Source organism: Rathayibacter sp. YIM 133350 (assembly GCF_037404875.1).
GTDB lineage: Bacteria > Actinomycetota > Actinomycetes > Actinomycetales > Microbacteriaceae > Orlajensenia.
The window spans coordinates 1-25,744 of record NZ_JBBELO010000020.1; the positions used below are offsets into that span (position 1 = coordinate 1).

The following is a 25,744-nucleotide window of genomic DNA, read 5'->3' on the forward strand; positions in this document are numbered from 1 at the left end:
CTCCCGAGACGAGCGCTCACGACCCAGCCCCGCTGTTCGCTGAGCTTGTCGAAGCGTCGCGACGTGCGCGTGGAAGCGCCCTTCGACAGGCTCAGGGAACGGGTGCTCGCGGCCCAGCCCCGCTTACGACCCTTCGACAGGCTCAGGGAACGCGCGCTAACGACCCAGCTCCGGGTCCGGTTCACCAGCCTTCGACAGGCTCCCGAGACGAGCGCTCACGACCCAGCCCCGCTGTTCGCTGAGCCTGTCGAAGCGTCGCGACGTGCACGCGAAAGCGGGCGGTCGCGTCAGGCTCGCGTGACCGCGAGCGTCTGCCTCGCGATCTCGAGTTCCTCGTTCGTGGGCACCACGAGCACCGCGACGCGGGACGCATCCGTCGAGATGACCCGCGCCTCGCGCGAGGTGGCCGCGTTGCGCTCGGGATCGAGCTCGATCCCCAGTACCTCCAGCCCCTCGACCGCCCGCGCACGGATGAGCGGCGCGTTCTCGCCGACGCCCGCCGTGAAGATGATCGCGTCCGCGCCGCCGAGTTGCGCGTAGTAGTTGCCGATGTAACCGCGCAGCCGATGCACGTAGACGTCGACGGCGAGCGCCGCGGCCTCGTCGCCCCCCTCGGCGGCATCGACGACGTCGCGCATGTCGCCGCGTCCACTGAGTCCGAGCAGGCCGCTGCGCTTGTTGAGCAGCTCGTCGATGCCGTCGACGTCGAGTCCGGCTCGACGCTGCAGGTGCACCAGCACCGCCGGGTCGATGTCGCCGGAGCGGGTTCCCATGACGAGACCTTCGAGCGGGGTCATGCCCATCGAGGTCTCGACGGATCGTCCCTCGTGCACTGCACAGACCGAGGCGCCGTTCCCGAGGTGCAGCACGATCTGGTCGAGCTCCTCGACCGGCCGTTGCAGGAACTCCGCGGCGCGACGCGAGACGTACTGGTGCGAGGTGCCATGGAATCCGTACCGGCGCACGCGGTGCTTGGCGGCGAGCGCGGCGTCGATCGCGTAGGTGTACGCGGCCGGCGGCAGCGTCTGGTGGAAGGCCGTGTCGAAGACCGCCACGTGCGGCACGTCGGGGAACGCCTTCTGCGCGGCCACGATGCCCTCGAGGTTGGCCGGATTGTGCAGCGGAGCGAGGCTTGAGAGTTCGTCGATGTTGATCTTGACGAGGTCGGTGATGACGGTCGGCTCGAAGAAGCGCGCTCCGCCCTGCACGACGCGGTGCCCGACGGCGATCACCGGGTTCTCATCGAGCGAGGGGCCGTGCGCGGCGAAGGCGTCGAGCATCACCTGGAAGCCGGCGGTGTGGTCGGCGATGGGCAGGGTGCGCTCGCACTTCTCACCGTCGACCGTGTGCGCGGCACGGCCTTCGGACTCGCCGATGCGTTCCACGAGGCCGGTGGCCAGCATCCGTTCACTGTCGGCGTCGATGAGCTGGTACTTGAACGAGGAGGACCCCGAGTTGACCACGAGTACTGCGCTCATCGGATGCCGCTCCCCTGTTGTCGATGCTGCTGTCGCCGCTGGTGGTCGTGGTGCAGCGCGTTCTTCGCCTCTGAACCATTTCGCCGCCGTTGAGCCGCTCCGCGCGGATCAACGGCGACCAAATGGTTCAACGGCGCACGGGGGTGCACGTCTACACCGCGGCCTGGATGGCGGTGATCGCGATGGTGTTCACGATGTCTTGCACCGTCGCGCCCCGCGAGAGGTCGTTGATGGGCTTGTTGAGTCCCTGCAGCACCGGTCCGATCGCCACCGCCCCGGCTGAGCGCTGCACCGCCTTGTAGGTGTTGTTGCCGGTGTTGAGGTCGGGGAAGATGAACACCGTCGCGCGACCGGCCACGAGGGATCCGGGGGCCTTGGCCGCCCCGACCGCCGCATCCGCCGCCGCGTCGTACTGGATGGGGCCCTCGACGGGAAGGTCGGGTCGGCGCTGCCGCACGAGGGCCGTTGCGGCGCGTACCTTCTCGACCTCGGCGCCGGTTCCCGACTCACCGGTCGAATAGGAGAGCATGGCCACGCGCGGCTCGATGCCGAACTGCGCGGCCGTCTCCGACGACGAGACCGCGATGTCGGCCAACTGCTCCTCGGTGGGCTCGGGAATGATGGCGCAGTCGCCGTAGACGAGCACGCGGTCGGCGAGCGCCATGAGGAACACGCTCGAGACCACCGAGACGCCCTCGCGGGTGCGGATGATCTCGAACGAGGGCCGGATGGTGTGCGCGGTGGTGTGGGCGGCGCCCGACACCATGCCGTCGGCCAGCCCCAGGTGCACCATCATGGTGCCGAAGTAGGAGACGTCGGTGACCGTGTCGCGCGCTTGCTCGACGGTCGGTGCGCTCTTGCCCTTGTGCGCGCGCAGGGCGGCATAGCTCTCGGCGAACTTGGCACGCAAGACGTCGTCGAACGGGCTCACCACATCCGCCGCGTTGATGTCGAGACCGAGCTCGATGGCACGCGAACGCACCTCGAAGGGCTCACCGAGAATCGTGACGTCGGCGATGCCGCGCGCGAGTGCCGTTGCAGCGGCACGGAGGATGCGGTCGTCGTCGCCCTCGGGCAGCACGATGCGGCGCCGGTCGGCGCGCGCCCGCTCGATGAGCTGGTACTCGAACATGAGCGGCGTCACCACGGAGGTCTGCCCGAGTTCGAGCGAGTCGATGAGCGCCTGCGCGTCGACGTACTTCTCGAACAGGGCGAGCGCCGTGTCGAACTTGCGACTGGACTCCGCCGCGAGCCGGCCGCGGGTGTGCGTGATGCGCGTCGCCGTCTCGTAGGTGGTCAGATCGGTGCGCACGATCGGCAGGGGCGAATGGATGCCGTCGATCAGCCGCTCGACCTGCTCGGGCAGCTCGAAGCCGCCGTTCACGACGAGGCCGGTCAGGCTCGGGAAGGTTCCGCTCTGGTTGGCCATGAGCACCGCGAGCAGCACCTCGGTGCGGTCGCCGGGAACGATGACCACGCCTCCCTCGACGAGTCGCGTCAGCACGTTGTCCATCGACATGGCGGCGATCACGACCCCCAGCGCCTCCCGCGACAGCAGGGCCGGGTCGCCCTTGATGAGGGTGGCGTCGGTGGCCTCCATGATCGCCTGCATCGTGGGAGCCACGAGCACCGGGTCTTCGGGAATCGCCCAGACCGGCACGGATGCGACCGTGCGGCGCAGCACGCCGGCCACGGCATCCGTTATCGCGGGAAGCACGTCGGGGTCCGCCCGGTTCACGATGACGGCGAGCAGGGTGGCGTGCTCCCGGCGCAGCTCGGCGAGGGTGAGCTCGGCGAGCTCGCCGATCTCGTCGGGGGTGCGTGCCTCGACCTGCCCGAGGCGCTCGTCCTCGCCGGAACCGAGGCGGCCGCCGAGCGCGAGGATGACGGGGGCGCCGAGGTTCGCCGCGATGCGGGCGTTGTAGGCGAGCTCGGTGGGCGAACTCACGTCCGTATAGTCGGAGCCGACGATGACGAGCGCATCGCACGCCGACTCGACGTGCTTGTAGCGCTCGACGATTTGCGACAACGCAGCCTCGGGGTCATCGTGCACGTCGTCGTAGGTGACGCCGATGCAGTCGTCGTACTTCAGCTGGGCGGTGGAGCTGCGCAGCAGCAACTCGAGCACGTAGTCGGGCTCGGCCGCGGAGCGGGCGACCGGCCGGAAGACGCCGACCCGGGCGGCGCTGTGCGTGAGCATCGAGAGCAGGCCCAGCGCGATCGTCGACTTGCCGGTGTGTCCTTCTGCCGAGCTGAGATAGATGCTTCGCGCCACGGGGCCAGCCTATTGGCGCGACGTGCGCGCGCTCTCAGGGAATGTGCAGGCGCGGGGGGCGCTTGCGGGGGGCGCGCGCGGGGTGGGCCGGCGGGCGCGTCCGTCCCCGCAAAAGAAAAGACCCCTCACGCACCCGCCAGAGCCCGGTTACCCTTGCTGCGTTTCCGCCCTAGGGGAGTTGGCCTGGATGGCGCCACGTGAGGAGCCGCATCCATTCTACGGGACGATCGGATGCGGTCGCACCGCCGCGGCTCCGCCCCCGTTCTCAGCACCAACGTCTCCGCCACGGGCCCGGCCGGCGATCGCTCGTGGCGTCGGCGCCCCGAGAGGTCGGGTAAGATTCTCTGAGGCCGCCACGCGCGGCCGCCCGGAGGATTCGCCTAGTGGCCTATGGCGCACGCTTGGAAAGCGTGTTGGGTGAAAGCCCTCGGGGGTTCGAATCCCCCATCCTCCGCGCATGTGAAGGGGATCTGCTCGTCGAGCAGGTCCCCTTCGCCGTCTCCCGCCACCGACTCGGGCGCGGTGAGCCCGAACCGCCTGGCGGCAGTTCTCGAGGGTCGCCGTGCTCCCCGCACCCACCGGCAACGCTCCTTGTCCCCGACTGTCCCCCTTAATGCCGCTAGCGGATGCCGCGGGGCACGCGCACACTTGCCGTCGGAACATCACAGTCGGGGGAAGCACGATGGCGGTAACGCGCGAAGCGGCGGTCAAGACGCTGCGTCCACGCCGCCATATCTTCGCGAACGTGACCGTCGCCGCGAGCGTGCTGCTGCTGCCGGTCTTCGCCGCCCTCTACTGGCTCACGGCACCGGTCGGGCTCTGGCCCATCGTGCTCCTGATCCAGATCGTGGTCTCGGGAGTGTGCATCGCCGCCCTGTTCTCGACGCGGCACGTCTACTTCCGGCTGCACGAGTGGGGCGTGGAAGACCACGTTCCGTTCGGATTCACCCGGCAGGTGCGCTCGGCCGACGTCGACACCATCCTCATGCTCGATCTCTACAGCGGCACAGACCTCGAGACGCATCCGCACCTATTCGCCGTCGACGCCCACGACCGGCTGCTGCTGCGCATGCACGGTCAGCTCTGGTCGCGGGCCTCGATCCAGCAGGTGGCGTCACGGCTCGGAGCCCCCGTGGTGCACGCGCCGGCGCCGATGACGCTCGCCGAGTTCACGAGCATCGAGCCGCAGTTGCTGCCGTGGTGGGAGCGACGCCCCATGTGGCGCACGCCTCGCCGCACCCCCGCATCCGTTCGCGCGATCGCGGACTGAACCGAGGCGCTCTGCGCGGAGCCTCGCGCTGCTGGCCGTCTCCGCGCCTGACCCGCCGTCGCCGCCTGCACTCACCACCCGAAGTCGAGCGCGCGGCCGGTCTCGAGCCAGGTCTTCATGCTCGAGAGCACGCGCGGCCAGGTCTCAGAGGTCTCCTGCTCGGCGGGATGCCCGGGCGACCAGTCGTCGTTCACGAACCGCAGCTGCGTGATCTCCTCCGTCGCCGACTCGAGGCTCCAGGTCATGCGGCTGCGCAGCTCGGCGTGGTTCTCGCGGTACGTCGGTCCGGGGTGCTCGCTCAGGCTCAGGATGCGTCGCGGCTCCACCTCCAGCACCTCGCCGTAGACGTGGACGGTCTCGTCGCCGTCCTGGCCCGGGCCCACATACTCATACCGAGAGCCCTCGGCGAGATCGCCACGCAGCACGGAGCCGAACATGAGCACGCGATTGGCCTCGTCGCCGACGATCGCCTCCCATACCTGGTCTGGCGTGGCGGCGATGTAGAGGCTCATCTCGAAGTCGGCCATGGTTCTTCCCTTCGTCGTTCCGGTCGTCGCATCCGACGGTACGGATGCGGCGCCTCCCTCGTCTTGAAGGAACGCGACACCCTGCACCCCCGAACCCATCTCTCGCCGACTTGCCACTTTTGGCGGCTTGAGCGGGCGTGGAACCCGCAAAAAGCGGCAAGTCGGCGAGGGGTGGGGTAGGCGATACTGGGCGGGTGGCGAACGACGGTGACGCGTACTGGCGCACGCGTGCGGGCGCGCCGGCACAGAAGGGCGTTCTCGCGACGAGCCGCGGGCTCCAGCCGCGGCAGCCGGCCCGCCCCGATGCCCCGGTGCGGATGGCGCGCTACGAGCCGGCAGCATCCGTCGCCGGGCTCGTGCGTCATTACTGGCTGCCGCGGTGGAGCCTCGCGCCGGGTGCGGTCGTGAGCCAGGCGGTGCTCGAATACCCGTCGGCCAACCTCGTGATCGAACCGACGGATGCGGGCCTCTACGGTCCGGAGCGCGGGCGCGGCGTTCAGCGGCTGGAGGGCACCGGCTGGGCGTTCGGAGCCCTGCTGCAGCCCGGCATCGCGCGAGCACTGATCGACGGCGACCTTGCGCGCATCGTCGGCTCGTCCGCGCCGCTGTCGAGCTTGCGTGTGGCGGGTACCGCCTCGCTGGCCGCCCACGTGCGGGAGGCGATGCGGGCCGATGCCGACGCGCTCGCCGTCGCTGCCTTCGACGAGTGGCTGCACTCCCTCGCGTTGGAACTCGGCTCGGATGCGCACCGCGTGCGCGAGGTCGTCGATCGGGCGGAGAACGATCGCAGCATCGTGCGGGTCGAGCAGCTGGCCGCCGTCACCGGTCAGAGCATGCGGTCGTTGCAACGCCTCGTGCGCGATCAACTGGGCCTCAGTCCGAAATGGCTCATCCAGCGCTATCGGATGCAGGAGGCGGCGTTCGCATTGAGCGCGGACGCACCGCTCTCGCTCGCCGACCTGGCGGCCTCGCTCGGTTTCGCCGACCAGGCGCACTTCACGCGCGACTTCCGCGCCGTGATCGGCGAGACGCCGGCCGTGTACGCAGCCCGGGCGGCGGAAGCGGGTGCGGCGGAGGCGGGTGCGGCGGAAGCGCCCGCCGAGGCACGGGCGGAAGCCGGCCGCGACGCGGACGCAGGTGTGCAGGAGATCAGTCGATGAGGAGGATGTCGCGGCCGCATCCGTCCTGCACAGACGCGGATCTCCTGCAGAGTGCGGCGGCTCGACTCGACGCGAGCCACGGCGACGCGCGATGGTAGAGGGCGGCCCCATCGATCCGGGCCACGGCGGCGAGGCGGGCTGGCTGCAGCGCTGGCGGCTGCGCGTCGATGGCGACATCCTCACGACGGCGTCGAGCACGCTCATCCCGGTCGTCACAGAGGGCGGCACCGCGGCGATGCTCAAGCTCTCCCATTCCGAGGAGGAAGAGCGGGGCGCGGCGCTGCTCGCGGCCTGGAACGGAGCGGGGGCCGTCCCTGTGCTGCGCCTGCACGGCGAGGCACTGCTCGAGCAGCGCGCGACCGGAAGTCGCTCGCTCGTGCGCCTGGTGGAGTCGGGCAACGACGATGACGCCACCCGCATCCTGTGCTCGACGGTCGCGACACTGCATGCTGCCTCGACGACGGTGACGGATGCCGCCCGCAACCAGGGATTACCCCTCGCCCGATCCACACGCGAGGCGACGCTCGATCTCGTGCCGCTCCGGCGTTGGTTCCGGGAGTTGTTCCGGCACGCCGACGACCTCGGCGCCCTGCACCGGGAGGCCGCTGGGTGGGCAGCCGAACTGCTCGCCGCTCCCCAGGACGAGGTTGCGCTGCACGGCGACATCCATCACGGCAACGTGCTGGACTTCGGCGAGCAGGGGTGGCTCGCGATCGACCCGAAAGGGCTGCTGGGCGAGCGCGCGTTCGATTACTGCAACCTGTTCTGCAATCCGTCGCACGCGACGGCCCTTCCGCTCGTGGAGCGTCGGTTCGCCCTCGTCACCGAGCTCGCCGGCCTGGATGCGCGCCGGTTCGCCCGGTGGGTGGTCGCGTGGTGCGCGCTCTCGTCGACGTGGTTCACGATCGACGGCGATGAGGCGCACGCGGAGGGCGCCCGTGCCATCGGAGAGCACGCGCGGAAGGTGCTGCCGGTGGACTGAGCGCGACGGAGGCTGCGTCGGCACCATGCGTCCCCTGAGCCTGTCGAAGGGTGGCGACGTGAGGCTGGGGTGCCCACCACCCGCTCCCTGAGCCTGTCGAAGGGTCACGACCCACAGATCGGCTCACCACGCTTCGACAAGCTCAGCGAACAGGGCGGTCGCGACCCGAGGCTGGATCGGCACCATCCGTTCCCTGAGCCTGTCGAAGGGTGGCGACCCGAGGCTGGGTGGCCACGACCCGCTCCCTGAGCCTGTCGAAGGGTGGCGACCCACAGATCGACTCGCGGCGCTTCGACAAGCTCAGCGCACAGGGCGGTGCGACCTGAGGCTGGATCGGCACCATCCGTTCCCTGAGCCTGTCAAAGGGTGGCGACGTGAGGCTGGGAGGGCACCACCCGCTCCCTGAGCCTGTCGAAGGGCGGCGACCCGAGGCTGGGTGGCCACCACTCGCTCCCTGAGCCTGTCGAAGGGTGGCGACCCACAGATCGGCTCACCGCGCTTCGACAAGCTCAGCGAACAGCGCGAGCGCGACCCGAGGCTGGGTGGCCACCACCCGCTCCCTGAGCCTGTCGAAGGGTGGCGACCCGAGGCTGGGTGGCCACCACGCGCTCCCTGAGCCTGTCGAAGGGGGGCGACCTGAGGCTGGGTGGCCACCACCCGCTCCCTGAGCCTGTCGAAGGGTCGCGACCTGAGGCTGGCGCAGAACCACCCGCTCCCTGAGGCTGTCGAAGGGTGGCGACCCGCAGATGGACTCGCGGCGCTTCGACAAGCTCAGCGAACAGGGCGGTCGCGACCCACAGATCGGCTCACGGCGCTTCGACAAGCTCAGCGAACAGCGCGGTCGCGAACCACAGATCAGCTCACCACGCTTCGACAAGCTCAGCGAATCGCGCGAGCGCGATCCACAGATCGACTCGCGGCGCTTCGACAAGCTCAGTGAACAGCGCGGGCGCGAACCACAGATTCGCTCACGCGGAGGAGGGTCAGCGCGTGCCGACCTGATAGAGGGAAACCTCCGCGGCTTTCACCGAGATCCAGACCTGCGCTCCGACGCGCAGGCCCAGTTCCGCCACCGTCGCGGCGGTGACATCGGCCGTCACGGGCAACGGACCCGTGCGCACGCGCACGCCCGTTGCCGTCGCCTCGAGCGCCTCGACCCCCGCCGGCCAATGGTTGCGCAGGCTCGTCTGTTCCTGCCGCTGCAAAGAGACGACCACGGATGCCGGCCGGAACACCGCCGCCGCCTCCTCGCCGTCGGTCAGTCCCTCACTGATGCCCGAGACGGTCACGCCGTCCGGTCCGCCCGCGCCCGCGGCGCCGACGCGCAGCCGGCCCTCCTGCGCAACGCCCGTCACCAGGTTCACGCCGGCGAAGCGGGCCGTGAAGGGATTCCGCGGGGCGGAGAGCACCGCGGCCGTCGGCCCCCGCTCGAGGATGCGACCCGCATCCATCACGGCGGTGCGGTCGGCGAGAACCACCGCATCCAGAACGTCGTGGGTGACGATGATGGCGCTGGTTCCCGCATCGCGGAGGGTGAGCCGCAGCAATTCCCGCACCTCGGGGGCGGTCTGCGAGTCGAGCGAGGCGAAGGGCTCGTCGAGAAGAAGCACGGCTGGGGATGCCGCGAGCGCACGGGCGATCGCGACGCGCTGCTGCTGGCCGCCCGACAACTGTGCGGGGCGCTGCTGCGCCGCCTGCTCCAGGCCGACCCGAGCAAGCCATTCTCGAGCTCGCACAGCGGCGTGCCGCGAGGATGCACCCTGCGCCCGTGGACCGAAGGCGACGTTCTGCAGGGCGGAGAGGTGCGGGAACAGTCGCGGCTGCTGTCCGAGGAGCCCGATGCCGCGGCCGGCGGGCGGCACGAGCATCCGCTGTCCGGGCCGGATGCGGGTGAGGTCGCGACCGTCGAGGCTCACCTCGCCGGCGTCGGGTGCCAGCAGCCCGGCGACGACGTTGAGTACGGTCGACTTTCCCGCGCCGTTCGGGCCCAGCAGTGCGAGCACCTCACCCGGAGCCAGGTCGACCTCGACGTCGAGGTCGAACTCGCCGCGAAGCAACCGCACCTCGGCGTGCAGCGCTCCGCCCCGTGTCGCTCGCGCCCTGCCGCCCGGCGCATCCGTCGACAGCGGCTCCAACAACATGGGGTCGGTCGTCGACAGCATCGGGTCGGTCGTCATCGGGTCGCCCCCGCGCGCCAGCCCCGCACGAGCACGAGCAGCAGCACCGCCACAACAAGCAGAAGCAGCGAGAGCGCGATGGCCGTGCCCTGCGAGACTCCGGCTCCGTTGAACGCCGTGTAGATGGCGAGCGGCATCGTGCGCGTGACGCCCTCCGCGTTGCCCGCGAAGATGGCCGTCGCACCGAATTCGCCGAGGGCACGCGCGAAGCACAGCACCGTTCCGGCCACCAGGCCCGGCGCAGCCAGCGGAAGCGTGATGCGCCGGAACGTTGTCCAGCGTCCGGCGCCGAGCGTGCCTGCTACGTGTTCGTAGCCCGTTCCGAGAGAGCGCATCGTGCCCTCGATGGCGAGCACCAGGAACGGCAGGGCGACGAAGGCCTGCGCGATCACGACGGCCGCGGTGCTGAACGGCAGGCGGATGCCGACGCCGGCCAACAGGACCCCGACCGCCCCGTTGCGCCCGAGCAGGAAGAGCAGCGCGATGCCGCCGACCATCGGCGGCAGTACGAGCGGGATGGTGACGAGCGCGCGCAGCCAGCCCGCGGTGCGCGCACTCGAACGCGCAATCACCAGGGCGAGGGGAACGCCGATGAGCAGGCAGAGTGCCGTCGCGATGAGCGCCGTGAGCAGCGAGAGCCCCAGCGCCTGCAGTGCGGCCGGAGAGGCGGCATCCTGCAGCAGGGTCGCCCAGTGCACGCGGCCGAGGAGGCCGAGCAGGGGCAGCACGAGCAGGGCGACCGCCAGGCCGGCGCCGATGTAGAGCACTCGGGGAACGGTGCCGAGCTCGGTGGCGCGGGTCACTCTCGGCCGGCCCTTCCGGTGACGGCACTGCTCGTGGCGGCGCCGCAGGGCATCCTGCTCACGGGGCGCCGAACCCCGCCGCGGCCAGCACGGCGCGGCCGCGATCCCCGCGCACGAAGTCGACGAAGGCGCGCGCCACATCGGGCGAGGCCGCCCCGCGCAATTCGGCGATCGGGTAGGTGTTGACGACCTCGGCGGCCCCCTGCGGTTCGATCGCGTGCACCGCATTCCCGGCGGCGCGGGCGTCCGTGGCGTAGACGAGGCCCGCGTCGGCCTCCCCCTGCTCGACCTTCGTGAGCACGGCGGTCACGTTCTGCTCCTGGCTCGCGGGTGTCGCCTCCACGCCTGCCTTCTCGAGCAGTGTCGCGGATGCGGCGCCGCAGGGCACCGCGGGCGCACACAGCACGACGGAGACGTCGCTGCGAGCGAGGTCTCCGAGCGAGGAGATGCCGGCGGGATTCCCGGGAGGGGTGATGAGCCGCAGGGTGTTCGTCGCGAACGGATGGGCGGATCCCGACACCTCCCCCGCTTTCGCGACGGCCGCGAGAGTCTTCTCGTCGGCGGACGCGAACACGTCGGCGGGAGCTCCCTCGATGATCTGCGTGGCGAGCACGCTCGAGCCGTCGTACACGGCCGGATGCACCCTGACATCCGGGTTCTCGTCGGCGAACTGGGCCAACAGGTTCTCGAACGCGTTCTGCAGGGAGGCGGCGGCGTAGACGGTGAGTTGCCCGCGCAGTGCCGCGGTGCCGGATGCGCTCGGCGGCGGGGGCGATGGCGCGGGCGACGCGGCACCGGTCGGGGCGCAGCCGGTCAGGGCGAGCGCGAGAGTCGCCGCGGCGATGAGGGCGGTCGTGAGCGCGCGGCGTCTCCTGAACGTCACGGCGTCTCGACGATCACGCTCGTCGCCTTGACGACGGCGACGGCGAGGGAACCCACCTCGAGCCCGAGCTCGCGCACGGCCTCCGCCGAGAGGAGGGAGACGACGCGATGCGGCCCGGCCTGGATCTCGACCTGCGCCATCACGGTGTCGACCGTGACCGCCGTGACGATGCCCACGAAGCGGTTGCGGGCGCTGCGGCCGATGCCGCTCGGGTCGGAGGGAGTGGCGGCGAGCTCGACGGCGTGGCGGGCGAGCACATCGCCAGCGATCACCTGCCGACCGGCGGCATCCTTCGCGACCGGGATGCGGCCGCCGTCGATCCAGCGGCGCACCGTGTCGTCGCTGACGCCGAGCAGTTCTGCGGCCTCAGAGATCCGAAATTGCGTCACATTCGGGAGCGTAGCACCGCATCCGCGGAACGACGGCGCCCGTTCCCCTCTCGACGACCCTCTCCAGAAGCGAGGACATTCCGAAAAGCGAGGCGATCCTGCGCGCCGCGCCGTCCGGAACCGCGACACGCGCGGCAGCCCGCCGAGAACGCCTCGCTTTTCGGAATGTCCTCGCTTTTCGGCAGGGGGCGCATGGCCTAGCGTGAGGGGATGCGGCTGCCCCCTCTCGTCGACCCGGCGCCCGACCTCTCGACGGCGGAGGCGGTGCGCACCTCCCGGCAGATCCGGCTTCCCGAGGTCGGTGAGCTCGGCCAGCGCCGACTCACCCAGGCACGCGTGCTCGTTCTCGGCGCCGGGGGCCTCGGATCGCCGGTACTGCTCTACCTCGCGGCCGCGGGCGTCGGGACCATCGGCATCGTCGACGACGACGTGGTCGAGCCGAACAACCTGCAGCGCCAGCTCGCGCACGGGCAGGCGGATGTCGGCCGGCTGAAGGTCGACAGCGCCGCGGAGGCGGCCGAGCGCATCGCTCCACACGTGCAGGTGCGCCGGCATCCGCTGCGCTTCACGCCCGAGAACGCACGCGAGCTCGCCGCCGACTACGACCTGGTCATCGACGGATCCGACAACTTCGAGACCCGCTACCTGGCCGACGACATCTGCGCCGAACTCGGACTTCCGCTCATCTGGGGCGCGGTGCTGCGCTTCGACGCCCAGGTCTCGCTCTTCTGGGCGACTCCCCCTGCCGGCGAAGGAGTGCGACTGCGCGACGTCTTCCCGGTCGCTCCGGGCGAGGGCGAGGTTCCGTCGTGCAGCGTGGCCGGGGTGCTCGGAGCGCTCTGCGGCCAGGCCGGCTCGCTGATGGCGGCGGAGGCCGTCAAGCTCATCACAGGCGTCGGCGACAGCCTGCTCGGTCGCGTCGTGGTGATCGACGCGCTCACCTCCCGCCAGCGCGAGGTGCCGGTGAGCGTGCCGCGACCGACGGCGACGGATGCGGTGCCTACCCCGGCGAGCGACGCGGCGAGCCCGCAGCAGGTGCTCGCGGACCCGCGCCCGGTACCCGCGAACTCCGCGCTTCCCCACGCTACAGAGCCGAATACCTCAGACGCGCAGATCACCCACTCCCCCCGATTCCCGTCGGAGCCGGCCTTCATCGACGCTGCCACCCTCGCCGACCGCCTGGCCGCCCGCGAGCGCGGCAAGGATCGCTTCGTGCTTCTCGACGTGCGCGAGCCCAGTGAGCACTCCGACTCCGCGATTTCCGGCTCGGTGCTGCTGCCACTCGGCGAGTTGCTGCAGCGGCACGATGCAACCGGCATCGCCGATGCGGCGCTCCCGCTCATCGTGCACTGTCACATCGACACCCGCGCGCGCCGAGCCGCGACGCACCTTGCCTCGCTCGGCCTGACCGACGTGACCGTGCTGCAGGGCGGCATGCTCGCGTGGGAGGCCGCGCGCACCACCGCGGGCACCACCCCAAGCGCTGCCCCAACCGGCACCGTTCACGCCGTCGCACCCGCGCCGAGCGGCGCCCACTCGTGAGATCCGTCGCCGAGCAGCGGGCCCTCGTGGCCGCCGCGGTGCAGCCGCTCGCCGCCATCGAACTCCCGCTCGCCGAGGCCGCCGGTCGCACCCTCGCCGTCGACGTCACGAGCCGCCTCGACATCCCCGTCTTCGACAACTCGGCCATGGACGGCTACGCCGTACGGCATCGCGATGTCGCAGCCGCCGCTCCGGATGCCGCGGTCCAGCTGCGCATCGTCGCCGACCTGCCCGCGGGCAGCGCCGAGGATCCCCGGCTCGGCACCGGTGAGGCGGCTCGCATCATGACCGGTTCGGCCGTGCCGACGGATGCCGACGCGATCGTCCCCGTCGAGAACACCCTCACCGGCGCCTGGAGCGATGCGACAACAGTGGCGGTCACCGTCGCCGCAGAGCCCGGCGCCTACATCCGTCGCGCGGGTGCCGATCTGCACGCGGGCGATCTCGTGCTCGGGGCCGGCACGGTGCTGAAGGCACGGCACCTGGCCGCGGCCGCTGCGGCCGGACGGGCGAAGCTCTCCGTCGTCCCTGAGCCGCGCGTGAGCATCATCTCGACGGGCAGCGAACTCGCGGCTCCCGATGCCGTGCTGACCCGCGGGCGCATCCCCGAGTCCAACTCGGTGCTGCTGCGGGCGCTCGTTCGGGATACCGGGGCCCGGGTCATGCGCACCGTCACGGTCGCCGATGATCCGGCTGAACTGCGCGCCGAATTCGACCGAGCCGCATCTGAGGCAGACGTCGTCATCCTCTCGGGCGGCGTGAGCGTCGGCGCCTACGACGTCGTCAAGCAGGTGCTGCAGGGCACGCTCGAGTTCGTCTCGGTCGCGATGCAGCCCGGCAAGCCGCAGGCGTTCGGCCGGCTGCCGGGCGGCCCGCTCGCCTTCGGGCTCCCCGGCAACCCGGTGAGCGTCGCGGTGTCGTTCGAGGTGTTCGTGCGGCCCGCACTGCTCGCCCTGCAGGGACGCGGCGACATGCTGCGCCCCACGCTCGAGGCGGTCACCGCATCCGGATGGCGCACTCCCCCAGGCCGCGAGCAGTACATGCCCGTCATCTTCGAGCACGAGGATGGCGCGGTGCGGGTGCGTCCGGCGACGGCGGGCGGCTCCGGATCGCATCTGGCCGGGGGGCTCGCCCACGCCGACGGATTCGCCGTCATTCCGGCCGACGTCGACGAGGTTCATGCGGGCAGCCCCGTGACTGTCATGCTGGTGCCATGAGTCAGCCCTTCACCCACCTGAACGACGCCGGCCAGGCCCGTATGGTCGACGTCACGCTGAAGCAGCCCACCGTGCGCTCCGCCACGGCGACGGGCTTCGTTCGCTGCTCTGGCGTCGTCGTGGCCGCCCTGCGAGATGGCTCAACTCCTAAGGGCGACGTGTTCGCCGTTGCCCGCATCGCCGGCATCCAGGGCGCCAAGCGCACCGCGGAACTGCTGCCGCTCGCGCACGTGATCGGGGTGCACGGCGTCACCGTCGACCTCGAGGTGCAGGACGAGGGGGTGCGCATCGGCGCCACCGTGCGCACGGCGGATCGCACCGGCGTCGAGATGGAGGCCTTCACCGCCGTGTCGGTCGCAGCGCTGGCCGTGGTCGACATGGTCAAGGGCATCGACAAGGGCGTCGTGATCGAAGAGATCCGGCTCGAAGCCAAGTCGGGCGGAAAATCGGGCGACTGGCTGCGCGCCTGAGCCTCCCGAGCGGGGTGCTCTCCGGTGGCGCCCGGCGCGTCGGGATCGAAACTGGCGCAGATGTGGAGCATGCTCGAACGCGGGCCCGTCGGCATCCGATGGTTCCGCATCCGCACGCCTGCCACCCAGGAGGAACCATGAGCGAGCACCAGCCCGACGCACTGCACGCGTGGATCATCGCGCTCACCGAGCGCCTCTCCCTGCAATCGGCCGACGTTCCCGTCGATCGGGTGCTCGAACTCGCCGCTGAGACCGAGGCAGCCGTCGGCGTGGCCGCGGCACCGGTGGCAGCGTTCATCGCCGGCCTCGCGGCCGGCCGCAACGGAGGCGAGAGCGCCGCGGTCGACTCGGCACTCACCGAGACGATCGCGCTGACCCGCGACAGCGGCGGCGCGAGCAACGGCAGCGCCCAGCACGCCGGCGGCTCCGAGGAGTCGGCCGCGCCGGCCGACCAGGCCGAGGCGGCCGACGCGACCGCATCCGCCGACGAGGCGCCGGACTCCGGCAACGACGACGGACCCCGACCGGGAGAGCCTCGCCCCGACAGCGGATCGTGGGGCTCAGCCGCCGGAGGATTCGGCCTCTGATGGCCCGGGTGCGCTACTTCGCCGCCGCGGCAGAGGCCGCGGCGACGGAGCAGGAGACCGTGCCCGCGGCATCCGTCGGCGAACTCGTCGCCACGATGACCGCCGCGCACGGCTCGGAATTCGAGCGCGTGCTCGGGCGCTCCTCGCTGCTCGTCAACGGCCGCCGCACGGCGGTGGATGCCGGCGACGTTCCGCTGGAGAAGGACGACTCCGTCGACGTTCTGCCGCCGTTCGCGGGCGGCTGAGCACTCTCGTCCGCTTCGACGGATGCGGCGGTTGGCCGCTTCCCCGCCTACGGCTCGCGTCGGGGGAGGGCCTCGCTCAGCCGCCGATGGCGCTCATCGGGCGGTCCGGCTGCAGGAAGCCCTCATCGTCGATGCCGTGGCCGGCACGCTTGCCCGTGATGCAGAGGCGCAGCATCCGTTCGACGGCGTCGTCGAGGATGGTGGGATCGGCCTCGTCGGCGAGCGGTCCGCGCAGCAACGAGAGCAGGTCGGACTCCTCTCGGGCGAACAGGCAGTTGCGCAGTTGACCGTCGGCGGTGAGGCGCACGCGGTCGCATGCTCCGCAGAAAGGTGCGGTGACGGAGGCGATGACGCCCACGGTCGAGGGTCCGTCGTCGATGCGCCAGACTTCCGCGGGAGCGGCTCCGCGCGCGCCGACCGGGGTGAGCGTGAAGACCTCGCCGAGCTGCGCGAGGATCTCCTCGCCGCGCACCATCTGCACGCGCGACCAGATGTGGCCGGCATCCAGCGGCATCTGCTCGATGAAGCGCATCTGCGCCCCGCGGTCGACCGCGAAGCGCACGAGATCGACGAGTTCGTCGTCGTTCACCCCGCGCATCGCGACGGCGTTGATCTTGATGGGATCGAAGCCGGCATCCCGGGCCGACTCGATGCCCGCGAGAACGTCTTCGAGGCGGTCGCGACGCGTCAGCTCGGCGAACCGCTCCGGACGCAGGGTGTCGAGGCTGATGTTGACACGCGTGAGCCCGGCCTGACGCAGGTCGGTCGCGAGCTGGGGCAGGCGCAGTCCGTTCGTGGTCATCGAGACCTCGAGCGGACCGTCCCAGCCCTCGATGAGGGCGAGGTCGCTCACGAGGTCGACGACGTCGCGGCGCAGCAGCGGCTCGCCGCCCGTGAGCCGGATCTCCTGGATGCCGACGGATGCCGCCACCCGCGCCACCCGCACGATCTCGGCCGACGTGAGAATGTTGTCCTTGGCCAGCCACGGAACGCCCTCGGCGGGCATGCAGTAGGTGCAGCGCAACGAGCAGCGGTCGGTGAGCGAGATGCGCAGGTCGCGGTGCACGCGGCCGAAGCCGTCGATGAGGGGCGCGAAGCGGGTCACGAGAGGCCCACCCAGGAGTGCGCGCCATCGACCTGCAGCTGCTGCTTCCAGACCGGCAACTCGTGCTTGATCGCCTCGACGAGTTCGCGGCAGACGTCGAAGGCCTCGGCCCGGTGGGCGCTTGCGACGCACGCGATGATGGCGGTGCCGCCCACGTCGACGCGTCCGGTCCGATGGCTGACGGCGATGCGCACGACGTCGGAGTCGAAGCGGGCGACGATCTCGTGCAACCGGGCTTCCGCATCCGGATGGGCGGTGTAGTCCAGGGCGGTCACCTCGGCGGCCGCCTCAGGGTCGTGATTTCGCACGCGGCCGATGAAGGTGGCGACGGCACCCGCCGTCGGATCCTCGACGGCGTCGAGGTGCGTGCCAAGGTCGAGGGGCTCGCCGCTGAGACGGGCGATGGCGATGCTCACGCGTGGTCACCGCCCTCGAGCTGCTGAAGGATGTGGCCGACGAGCGGCGCGATGACCGCGATGCCCTGCTCCACTGCTGCCGTCGACCCCGGAAGGTTCACGACGAGCGCCTCACCGGCCGACCCACGCGCCACACCGGCCAGTCCGCGGGAGAGCACGGCCGTGGGCACGGATTCCGCACCGCGTCGCCGCAGTTCCTCGGCGATTCCGGGCAGCTCGCGCACGATGTGCGGCAGGGTGCCCTCGGGCGTCTCATCGCGCGGCGCCACGCCGGTTCCGCCGGTCGTGATCACGATGCGGGCGCCGTCGTTGAGCGCCTCGCCGATGGCCGCGCCTACGTTATCCGCACCATCGGGCACGACCACGACAGATGCCGGGTAGCCGGCGCGCTGCAGCAGTTCGGCGGCGCGCGGGCCCGACGCATCAGCCCGCTCGCCACGGGCGCTGCGGTCCGAGACGGTGATGACCGCCGCGATGGCCCGCTGCTGCTCCATTTGCCCAGCCTAGGGCCAGCGTGTTTCCACATTGCGTCGGGCTACCGATCGGGAACGGGCACCCAGCGGACCTCACGACGCTTCGACAAGCTCAGCGAGCGGGACGCAACGTTCGCCGGGTCCGTTCCCTGAGCCTGTCGAAGGGAACCAACCATGCAGCGAGCGAGGCACCCAGCGGACCCCACGACGCTTCGACGGGCTCAGCGAGCGGCGCCGAGCTTTCGCTGGGCCCGTTCCCTGAGCCTGTCGAAGGGAGCCGACAGCGTAGCGACGGCACCGAGCCGACCCCACGACGCTTCGACAAGCTCAGCGAGCGGAACCGAACCTCGCTGGGCCCGTTCCCTGAGCCTTCGAAGGGAACCGACCATGCAGCGACCGGAGCACCCAGCGAACCTCACGACGCTTCGACAAGCTCAGCGAGCGGGACGGAAGGCACCCAGCGCACCTCACGACGCTTCGACAAGCTCAGCGAGCGGCGCCGAGCTTTCGCTGGGTCCGTTCCCTGAGCCTGTCGAAGGGAACCAACCATGCAGCGAGCGAGCGAGGCACCCAGCAGACCCCACGACGCTTCGACAAGCTCAGCGAGCGGCGCCGAACGTTCGCCGGGTCCGTTCCCTGAGCCTGTCCGGTCAGCGACGCAGCGTCACCGGGGCCCTCAGCGCCCACTCGCGCACCAGGTCGGTTCGCACCGTCACGCCCGTGCCCGGGCCCGTCGGCACCGGGAGCTGGCCGCGGTGCTCGCCCGTGCCGAGCTCGAACGGCTCGGTGAGGTCTTCAGCGAAGTACCGACGCGACGCCGACGTGTCACCCGGCAGCGTGAATCCCGGCATCGCGGCGAGCGCGACGTTCGCGGCCCTACCCAGTCCCGTCTCGAGCATGCCGCCGCACCACACCGGCACGCCCGCCTCGAGGCAGACATCGTGCACGCGCACCGCCTCGACGTAGCCGCCGACGCGGCCCGCCTTGATGTTCACCACCGAGGTCGCACCCCGCTCGATCGCGTCCGCCGCGATCTCCGCGTTCAGGATCGACTCATCAAGGCACACGGGCGTCGTGATCATGCGGGCGAGGGCCGCATGGGATGCCACGTCCTCCTCGGCGAACGGCTGCTCGATGAGCAGCAGCCCGAAGGCGTCGAGCTCGCGCAGGTGCTCCGCATCCGCCAGGGTGTACGCGGTGTTGGCGTCGACCTGCAGGCCGGTGGCGTCGCCGATCAGGGCACGCACGCGCGCCACCGGCTCGAGGTCCCAACCGGGCTTGATCTTGAGCTTGATGCGGCGGTAGCCCTCGTCGACGTAGCCGGTCACCTCGTCGAGGAGCGCGTCGATGCTCGGGGCGATGCCCACCGAGACGCCGCAGTCCACCCACTCGCGCGTTGCGCCGAAGAAGGCGGCGAACGAGCTTCCGGATGCGCGCAGCTCCGCATCGAGCACGGCGGCCTCCAGCGCGGCCTTGGCCATCCGGTGTCCGGAGACGAAGGCCAGCAACGAGGCGACGCTCGTTCCCGCTCCGCCGCCGTGGATCGATCGACCGGCGGCCGAGACCTCGCCTTGCCGCAGCAACGCAGGCGCCAGGAACTCCTCGATCACAAGGGCTGCGCCATCCACCCACTCGGAACTATAGAACGGCTCCTTGCCTGCGACGCATTCGCCCCACCCGCCGCCTGCGTCGGTGAGCACGTGCACGAGCAGCACCTCCCGATCGTGCTGCACCCCGAACGACGTCTCGAACGGCCGCACGAGCGGCATGGCCACCCGATGCAGTTCGATCGCCTCGATGCTCATCAGGCCACCGCATCCGGGTCGTCGGCCGTGAAGACGTACCCGCCGGCGTCGAGCTCCGGTCGCAGGCCCGCGGCGAATTTGGTCGTGAAGGCCTCGCGTGACGCGAGGCGCAGCTGCAGCGCCTGCTCCGGATGCTCGACGCGCAGCTGCTCGAAGTCCTCGGCGAGGCCGAACCGCTGCTCGCCGGTCCAGCTCGGCTGCTTCTCGCGGGCGAGGGACCGCCGCACGCGGGGAGAGTCCAGCCGCCAGCGCACCTCGAACCGATCGCTGTGGTCGCTTCCGGTGATCGCGTCGTCGAGGCGCCCGTAGAAGTCGGGCAGGAAGGCGGATGCCTCGGCACCGAGCTTGACGAGGTTCACGTAGGCGTTGCGCCGGATGAGCGGGTCGAAGGTCCACCGCACCTCACGCACGCCGCGCTCGAGGCAGATCGCGCGCTGCAGCAGCTTGAGCGCGTGGCCGACCCCGGCGCTGCGCCGCCACGGGGCGACGGCGTTCATGTGCGAGTGCAGGTGCAGCCCGCCCTCCCAGCCGAGGAAGCCGAGCGTGGCGCCGACCGCGGTGTTGGTTCCGGATGCGCCGCCCTCCGTCGCGACGAGCACCGTGTTGCCGGCGTGGTCGAGCGCCTGCACGAAGGCCCGATCGGGGCTGCGTCCCGGCCCCCAGGTGCGCTCGAACAGACCGACGATGGCGTCGAGGTCGCCCGGGTTGGCATCGCGCACCCGTACGCCTGCGGCGTCGGCGGCCGCATCCGCGAGCTCGAATGCCTCGCGCACCACGGCATCCGTCACCGGGGTCTCCCGTCGCCCGGTCATCCCGCGAGCCGATCCTCGAAGCCCCAGGGCTGGCCATAGCCGCCGTCGCTCTCGGGGCGCGCCATCAGGTCGAGGAAGGTGTCGGCGTCGAACGCCTCCGGCCCGAGTACCCCGACGCCCGACCACTGGCCGGTGGCGAGCAGTTCGAGGGCGATGACAGGATTCAGCGCGGTCTGCCAGACGACGCACTGCGATTCGTACTCCCGCATCGTCCACTCGTTGTCGGCCACGTGGTAGAGGTAGACCTCTCGCGGCTCGCCGTCCACGCCCGTGCCGCTGACCCAGAGGCCCGCGCAGGTCTTGCCCGTCATGCGTGGTCCGATGCTCGCGGGGTCGGGCAGCACCGCCGCGACGACATCGCGCGGCGCGACCTCGACCGGCCCGCTCGCACTGCGCACGGCGACCGGAACCGTCGAGTCCAGGCCGAGCAGGTGCAGCGTCTTCAGAACGCCGATGAACTCGTCGCCGAGGCCGTACTTGAACGTGACGCGTTTCGCATCGATCCAACGCGGCATCAGCAGCACCTCCTCGTGTTCCACGTTGACGCACTCGACGGGGCCGATGCCCTTGGGGAAGACGAAGGTCTCGGGCTCGCTGAAGGGCGCCGTCGTGTACCACCCGGCCTCCTTCTCCCAGACGACCGGCGGGTTGAGGCACTCCTCGATGGTGGTCCAGATGCTGAACGACGGCGCGAAGATCTCGTTGCCCGCCTCGTCGCGAACCACGAGGTTCGCACCGTCGCGCGTGCCGAGCTCGTCGATGGAGCTGAACAGGTGATCGGCGGCGTAACGGGCGAACACGTTCGAGAGCCCGGGTTCGACGCCGATGCCCACGAGCGCCAGGCGCTCGGCCCGCTCCCAGTCGTCGGCCTGCGCGAACTGGTCGTCGCCGAGCTTGACGCCCGTCAGCGTGTAGGGATCGGTCGGATGCGGTTCCGACAGGCTCATGGCCATGTCGAGGTAGTGCGCGCCGGCCGCGAGCGCGCCGGCGAAGACCGCGGGCACGAACTTGGGTTCGACGGCGTTCATGACGTGCGTCGCCTCGTGGATCCTCGCGAGGGCTGCGACTCCTTCAGGATCCGAGGCATCCACCCGGGCGGCCACGAATCGCGCCGCCACCTCCCCTCCATGCCGCTCGGCGATCCAGTCGATCGCCGCCTGGGCGCGGGCAAGGTCGTAGTCGCTCACGACCATCAGTTCGAAGAAGGAGCGGCGAGCGGCGATTCGCGTGATCGCACCGCCCACTCCGCCGGCGCCCACAAGAAGGATTCTCATGGCTGCACGCTACCGGACGGCATCCGCACGCCCCAGCCGAGCTCTCCGCTCAGAGACCGAGGCGCTCGAGGAACGGGTTGCGCAGCACGCCGCGCGGATCGAGCCGCTCGCGCAGCCGCACGAAGTCCTCCCACCGGGGGTAGCGCTCGCCGCCGTCGACCGAGGCGAACAGCTTGCCCCAGTGCGGACGCGGCTCGAAAGGCTCCAGAGCGCGCTCGAGCGTCGGCAGGAACGCCTCGACCGCCGCCTGGTCGGGCAGCCAGGTGAAGTGCAGGGCGACGGCATCCGTCTCGGAGGCCATGCTCAGCCAGAGCGCGTCGGCGGCTATCGTGCGCACCTCGGTCACCTGAACGAGCGGGGCGATGGATGCCGACAGCTCACGCAGGGCGTTGATGGCCGCGGCGGCATGCCGGCGCGGCACGAGGTACTCCGACTGCAGCTCGTCGCCATTCGAGGGAGTGAAGCCGAGCTTGAAGTGCGGCAGCCGGTCGAGCCACGCACCCGGAACGCCGAGCTGCTGGGTGCAGTTCTCGGCCGAGATGCCGGGAAGCGGATGCCGGGGCGCGTCCGCCGGCGCGGCGCCGAGTACCTCCGCGGGCGCGGCGAAGGGTGCGCGCTGCTTCAGCCAGAGCTGGTCGACCCGGTCGCGGCTGCGCCAGGTCGTGAAGAGGCTCGTGCTGTAGCCGAGTCCCGTGACGGCCGAGAGGTCGGCGAGCACCGCATCCCAGTCCAGCCCCTCGTAGACGGTTTGGGCGACGGTGAACGACGGCTCGATCTCGAGGTCGAGGGTGGTCACGACGCCGAGCGCGCCGAGGTTCACCACGGCACCGGCGAAGTCGCGGTCGCCGCGGCCGAGGGCGAGCAGCTCACCGTCGGGGGTCATCAGTTCGAGGGCCGCGACGGCGCCGGCCAGTGAGCGCACGGTGTTACCGGAGCCGTGGGTTCCCGTGGCGACCGCGCCGCCGACGGAGATGTGCGGAAGGGAGGCGAGGTTGGCGAGCGCCCAGCCGCGCCGCTCGAGCTGCTCGGCGAGGTCGCCGTAGCGTGTGCCGGCCGAGACGCGCACCCGCCGGGCCGCTCCGTCGATCTCGATGACGCTCGGAAGCGACCGCGTCGAGATGAGCACCCCGCTCGTGTCGGCGATGTCGTTGAAGCAGTGCCGCGTGCCGAGTGCTCGCACCGACGAGGCCGAGCCGAGCGCCGCGGCCAGTTCGTCGAGCGTCGTGGGCGCGACGAGCTTCTGCGCCCTATAGCTCAGGTTCCCCGACCAGTTGGTTCCGATCTCGCTGCGCACGCGCATCCTCCCCGTCGTCGACCGCTCTCACCAGTGAATCACGCGCGAGCCGTCCCGCGGCGACGGATGCGGCGACCGCCTTGCGCCAGGTGCGGGGCCGTTGCGCCAGTTCAACTGGCGCAACGGCCGCCGAAGTGGCGCAACCCGCGTGACCCGTCGCCGGCCGGAGCGGGCGGCCGCGACCGAGGCGGAGGGGTCAGGCGAGCGCGATCGCCGACCACGAGACCGGTGGAAGCGTCACGGTGAGTTCACCGTCCGCGATCAACACGCTCTCGTTGTCGCGGGGGGCGACCCGGTCGGGCTGCTCGAGGGTGTTCGTGGCGCGCACGTCTTCGTCCCAGAGCGTCACCGCCTCGGAGAGGGTGACGTCGCCGAGGGCCGCGATGTCGAGGGTCACCGTCACCGACTCGGTCTGCGAGCGGTTCACGAGGAAGACGGCGGATGCGCCCGCCTCGGCGTCGTGCGTGGCGACGGCGTCGACGAGCGCGACGTCGCCGTACACCTGCGTCGAGTAGCGGGGGCTGTCGAGCTTGAGCTCGAGCGCCGCACCCCGCGCGAGTCGAGACGTGATGGCGAACGGGAAATACGTCGTCTGCTTCCACGCCGGCCCACTGGGCTCGGTCATGATCGGCGCGATCACGTTGACGAGCTGCGCGAGGGATGCGCTCTTCACCCGGTCGGCATGCTTGAGCAGCGTGATCATGAGGTTGCCGAACACGACGGCATCCGCCACCGAGTAGGCGTCCTCGAGCAACCGAGGCGCGATCGGCCAGTTGTCGATGCCCTCGATCTTGTCGACGTTGTTGAAGCGCTCGAGGTACCAGACGTTCCACTCGTCGAACGAGATGTCGATGCTCTTCGAACTGCCGTTGACCGCCTTGACGTGGTCGGCGGTCGCGATCACCGACTCGATGAAGTGGTCCATGTCGACGGCCGACGCGAGGAAGCTGCCCGGGTCGCCGTTCTTCTCCTCGTAGTAGGCGTGGCACGAGATGTAGTCCACGTCGTCGTAGGTGTGCGTCAGCACGACCCGCTCCCACTCGCCGAAGGTCGGCATGTGGGCGCTCGAGGAACCGCAGACCACGAGCTCGACCGACGGATCCAGCTGCCGCATCGCCTTGGCCGTCTGCGATGCGATCTTGCCGTAGTCCTCGGCGGAGCGGTGGCCGAGCTGCCACGGCCCGTCCATCTCGTTGCCGAGGCACCACATCTTCACGCCGAAGGCATCCGTTCGGCCGTTCGCGACGCGCCGGTCGCTGAGCGCGCTCCCGCCACGGATGTTGGCGTACTCGAGCAGGTCGAGCGCCTCGAGCGTTCCCCGGGTGCCGAGGTTGACCGCGAGCATGAGCTCGCTGCCCACCTTGTCGAGCCACGACGAGAACTCGTGCAGGCCGATCTCGTTGGTCTCGGTGGAGTGCCACGCGAGGTCGAGTCGTCGGGGGCGCTGCTCGCGGGGCCCCACGCTGTCCTCCCAGCGGAAACCCGAAACGAAGTTGCCGCCGGGGTAGCGGATGGTCGAGACGCCGAGCTCGCGCACCAGGTCGATGACGTCTTGCCGGAACCCCTCGGCATCCGCGGTGGGGTGCCCCGGCTCGTAGAGGCCGTCGTAGACGCACCGGCCCAGGTGCTCGACGAACGACCCGAACAGGCGCCGGTTGATGGGCCCGACGGTGAAGTGCGGGTCGACGGTGAGACGTGCTGATGGCATGGCTGTCCTTCGGTGAGCGGTTCGTTCAGCGACCCGCGTCGGCTGCCGACGAGACGGGCCGGCCGGGTACCGGCTTCGTACGTTCGGCGCGCACGCGTACGGCGAAGGGCCCCCACAGAAGCAGCGCCACCCCGGCACCGATGAGCATGCCGCCGATGGTATCCGTCATCCAGTGCGCTCCGAGGTAGGTGCGACTGAGGGCCATGAGAATCGTCCAGGCGGCGCCGGCGATCCACACCCAGACGTACGGGAAGATGAGGCTCACGGTGACGGCGAGCGTCGCGGCATTGGCGACGTGTCCGGAGGGGAATGACCCGAAGTCGCTCGTGACGAGCATGTCTTCGGGGCGGGCGCGCGCGAATGCGTGTTTGAGCACCTGCACGAGACCGGCACTGATGGCCGTCGCAAGCAGGTAGTAGAACGCCGCCCACCGGCGACGGAACAGGAAGAGCGCCGTTGCTCCGCCGACCGGAATGAGGATGCTGCCGATCAAGTGCCCGCCCACGATGTCGAACACGAGCGCGAAGGCGTGCCCGACGGGTCCGCGGAACTCGAGCATCTCCTCCGCCCACTCCTCATCGAGGCCGAGCAGCGCCGCCTGCTGGCGGAGCACCACCACGAATCCGACGAGCACGGCGAGCACGAGCGCGGCGCTGCCCGAGAGCCAGAAGGCGTTCGTGCGCACCCACGAGGGCCGCGTCTCCACGGCGGGGTACCTACGGCCGGCCATCCGCCCACCGTATCCGATCGCTCCTCAAACCCCGCCCGCGGTGCGGCCGCCGGCATCCGCTTGCGCCACTTCGACGGTCTCTGCGCCAGATCTTCTGGCGCACGGCCGCGGAGGTGGCGCAA

The 25,744-nt window shown here is 70.7% G+C and carries 24 protein-coding genes, 1 tRNA gene and 1 other RNA gene; 9 read left to right on the forward strand and 17 right to left on the reverse strand.

The genetic code is table 11. The features are described 5' to 3' along the window. Window positions 1-287 precede the first annotated feature (287 nt). The 3 genes from WDJ51_RS05915 to ffs all read right to left on the reverse strand — a co-directional run bounded on the left by WDJ51_RS05915 (window position 288) and on the right by ffs (window position 3,963). Window positions 288-1,478 (reverse strand): acetate/propionate family kinase, encoded by a 1,191-nt coding sequence (locus tag WDJ51_RS05915; RefSeq protein WP_337851514.1) that lies wholly within the window; start codon window positions 1,476-1,478, stop codon window positions 288-290. Between the two features lie 151 nt (window positions 1,479-1,629). Next, window positions 1,630-3,753: a phosphate acetyltransferase gene (pta, locus tag WDJ51_RS05920; RefSeq protein ID WP_337851515.1), complete on the reverse strand. Its 2,124-nt coding sequence runs from the start codon at window positions 3,751-3,753 to the stop codon at window positions 1,630-1,632. 113 nt (window positions 3,754-3,866) lie between these two features. Continuing rightward, window positions 3,867-3,963, reverse strand: an RNA gene (gene ffs, locus WDJ51_RS05925) — signal recognition particle sRNA small type. Window positions 3,964-4,122: 159 nt separating this feature from the next. Between ffs and WDJ51_RS05930 the strand changes: the two genes are divergently transcribed. Then, window positions 4,123-4,207: transfer RNA gene (locus tag WDJ51_RS05930), tRNA-Ser, on the forward strand. A 228-nt stretch (window positions 4,208-4,435) separates the two neighbouring features. Further along, window positions 4,436-5,023, forward strand: a complete 588-nt coding sequence (locus WDJ51_RS05935; protein ID WP_337851516.1) for a hypothetical protein — start codon at window positions 4,436-4,438, stop codon at window positions 5,021-5,023. Window positions 5,024-5,094: 71 nt separating this feature from the next. Here WDJ51_RS05935 and WDJ51_RS05940 read toward each other — a convergent pair whose 3' ends face one another. After that, window positions 5,095-5,667: an SRPBCC domain-containing protein gene (locus WDJ51_RS05940; protein ID WP_337851517.1), complete on the reverse strand. Its 573-nt coding sequence runs from the start codon at window positions 5,665-5,667 to the stop codon at window positions 5,095-5,097. A gap of 77 nt (window positions 5,668-5,744) precedes the next feature. Here WDJ51_RS05940 and WDJ51_RS05945 point away from each other — a divergent pair, with 77 nt between their 5' ends. Together WDJ51_RS05945 and WDJ51_RS05950 are read left to right on the forward strand one after the other, a co-directional pair. Continuing rightward, on the forward strand, window positions 5,745-6,710 hold the full coding sequence (locus tag WDJ51_RS05945; protein ID WP_337851518.1) for an AraC family transcriptional regulator: 966 nt from the start codon (window positions 5,745-5,747) through the stop codon (window positions 6,708-6,710). A gap of 91 nt (window positions 6,711-6,801) precedes the next feature. Beyond that, window positions 6,802-7,692, forward strand: a complete 891-nt coding sequence (locus WDJ51_RS05950) for an aminoglycoside phosphotransferase family protein (protein WP_337851519.1) — start codon at window positions 6,802-6,804, stop codon at window positions 7,690-7,692. Between the two features lie 983 nt (window positions 7,693-8,675). Here the strand turns inward: WDJ51_RS05950 and WDJ51_RS05955 are convergent. The 4 genes from WDJ51_RS05955 to WDJ51_RS05970 are packed head-to-tail and all read right to left on the reverse strand — an operon-like array spanning window position 8,676 to window position 11,944. Further along, window positions 8,676-9,869: a sulfate/molybdate ABC transporter ATP-binding protein gene (locus tag WDJ51_RS05955; RefSeq protein ID WP_337851520.1), complete on the reverse strand. Its 1,194-nt coding sequence runs from the start codon at window positions 9,867-9,869 to the stop codon at window positions 8,676-8,678. After that, entirely contained in the window at window positions 9,866-10,672 is an 807-nt protein-coding gene (locus tag WDJ51_RS05960; protein ID WP_337851521.1) for an ABC transporter permease, read from the reverse strand. The genes WDJ51_RS05955 and WDJ51_RS05960 overlap by 4 nt, the downstream gene beginning before the upstream one ends. Window positions 10,673-10,730: 58 nt before the next feature. Further along, entirely contained in the window at window positions 10,731-11,555 is an 825-nt protein-coding gene (modA, locus tag WDJ51_RS05965; protein WP_337851522.1) for a molybdate ABC transporter substrate-binding protein, read from the reverse strand. Continuing rightward, a complete protein-coding gene (locus WDJ51_RS05970) occupies window positions 11,552-11,944 on the reverse strand; it encodes a TOBE domain-containing protein (protein ID WP_337851523.1) in 393 nt (130 codons plus the stop codon). The genes modA and WDJ51_RS05970 overlap by 4 nt, the downstream gene beginning before the upstream one ends. A 210-nt stretch (window positions 11,945-12,154) precedes the next feature. On the opposite strand from WDJ51_RS05970, the gene WDJ51_RS05975 reads away from it, so the two are divergent. From WDJ51_RS05975 to WDJ51_RS05995, 5 genes are all read left to right on the forward strand, one after another. Continuing rightward, window positions 12,155-13,486 carry a ThiF family adenylyltransferase gene (locus tag WDJ51_RS05975; RefSeq protein WP_337851524.1) on the forward strand — a complete coding sequence of 444 codons (1,332 nt, stop codon included), beginning with the start codon at window positions 12,155-12,157 and terminating at the stop codon, window positions 13,484-13,486. Beyond that, window positions 13,483-14,703, forward strand: a complete 1,221-nt coding sequence (locus tag WDJ51_RS05980; protein WP_337851525.1) for a molybdopterin molybdotransferase MoeA — start codon at window positions 13,483-13,485, stop codon at window positions 14,701-14,703. The genes WDJ51_RS05975 and WDJ51_RS05980 overlap by 4 nt, the downstream gene beginning before the upstream one ends. After that, the gene (gene moaC, locus WDJ51_RS05985) at window positions 14,700-15,173 is read left to right on the forward strand and encodes a cyclic pyranopterin monophosphate synthase MoaC (protein ID WP_337851526.1); all 474 of its coding nucleotides are present in this window, start codon (window positions 14,700-14,702) and stop codon (window positions 15,171-15,173) included. The genes WDJ51_RS05980 and moaC overlap by 4 nt, the downstream gene beginning before the upstream one ends. Window positions 15,174-15,310: 137 nt before the next feature. Further along, window positions 15,311-15,760, forward strand: a complete 450-nt coding sequence (locus WDJ51_RS05990) for a DUF6457 domain-containing protein (RefSeq protein ID WP_337851527.1) — start codon at window positions 15,311-15,313, stop codon at window positions 15,758-15,760. Then, window positions 15,760-16,005, forward strand: a complete 246-nt coding sequence (locus tag WDJ51_RS05995) for a MoaD/ThiS family protein (protein ID WP_337851528.1) — start codon at window positions 15,760-15,762, stop codon at window positions 16,003-16,005. Before WDJ51_RS05990 ends, WDJ51_RS05995 begins: the two co-directional genes overlap by 1 nt. Window positions 16,006-16,081: 76 nt before the next feature. On the opposite strand, the gene moaA is transcribed toward WDJ51_RS05995, so the two are convergent. The 9 genes from moaA to WDJ51_RS06040 all read right to left on the reverse strand — a co-directional run bounded on the left by moaA (window position 16,082) and on the right by WDJ51_RS06040 (window position 25,622). Further along, window positions 16,082-17,110 carry a GTP 3',8-cyclase MoaA gene (moaA, locus tag WDJ51_RS06000; protein WP_337851529.1) on the reverse strand — a complete coding sequence of 343 codons (1,029 nt, stop codon included), beginning with the start codon at window positions 17,108-17,110 and terminating at the stop codon, window positions 16,082-16,084. Further along, window positions 17,107-17,526 carry a molybdenum cofactor biosynthesis protein MoaE gene (locus WDJ51_RS06005; RefSeq protein WP_337851530.1) on the reverse strand — a complete coding sequence of 140 codons (420 nt, stop codon included), beginning with the start codon at window positions 17,524-17,526 and terminating at the stop codon, window positions 17,107-17,109. Before WDJ51_RS06005 ends, moaA begins: the two co-directional genes overlap by 4 nt. After that, window positions 17,523-18,020: a MogA/MoaB family molybdenum cofactor biosynthesis protein gene (locus WDJ51_RS06010; protein ID WP_337851531.1), complete on the reverse strand. Its 498-nt coding sequence runs from the start codon at window positions 18,018-18,020 to the stop codon at window positions 17,523-17,525. Before WDJ51_RS06010 ends, WDJ51_RS06005 begins: the two co-directional genes overlap by 4 nt. Window positions 18,021-18,649: 629 nt before the next feature. After that, window positions 18,650-19,804: an o-succinylbenzoate synthase gene (gene menC, locus WDJ51_RS06015; RefSeq protein WP_337851532.1), complete on the reverse strand. Its 1,155-nt coding sequence runs from the start codon at window positions 19,802-19,804 to the stop codon at window positions 18,650-18,652. After that, a complete protein-coding gene (locus WDJ51_RS06020; RefSeq protein WP_337851533.1) occupies window positions 19,804-20,616 on the reverse strand; it encodes a hypothetical protein in 813 nt (270 codons plus the stop codon). The genes menC and WDJ51_RS06020 overlap by 1 nt, the downstream gene beginning before the upstream one ends. Next, window positions 20,613-21,890: a saccharopine dehydrogenase family protein gene (locus WDJ51_RS06025; RefSeq protein ID WP_337851534.1), complete on the reverse strand. Its 1,278-nt coding sequence runs from the start codon at window positions 21,888-21,890 to the stop codon at window positions 20,613-20,615. The genes WDJ51_RS06020 and WDJ51_RS06025 overlap by 4 nt, the downstream gene beginning before the upstream one ends. A 49-nt stretch (window positions 21,891-21,939) precedes the next feature. After that, window positions 21,940-23,184 carry an FAD-binding protein gene (locus WDJ51_RS06030; protein ID WP_443218462.1) on the reverse strand — a complete coding sequence of 415 codons (1,245 nt, stop codon included), beginning with the start codon at window positions 23,182-23,184 and terminating at the stop codon, window positions 21,940-21,942. A 196-nt stretch (window positions 23,185-23,380) separates the two neighbouring features. Next, window positions 23,381-24,892 carry an arabinosylfuranosidase ArfA gene (gene arfA, locus WDJ51_RS06035; protein ID WP_337851536.1) on the reverse strand — a complete coding sequence of 504 codons (1,512 nt, stop codon included), beginning with the start codon at window positions 24,890-24,892 and terminating at the stop codon, window positions 23,381-23,383. A 25-nt stretch (window positions 24,893-24,917) separates the two neighbouring features. Beyond that, window positions 24,918-25,622: a phosphatase PAP2 family protein gene (locus WDJ51_RS06040; RefSeq protein WP_337851537.1), complete on the reverse strand. Its 705-nt coding sequence runs from the start codon at window positions 25,620-25,622 to the stop codon at window positions 24,918-24,920. Window positions 25,623-25,744 lie beyond the last annotated feature (122 nt).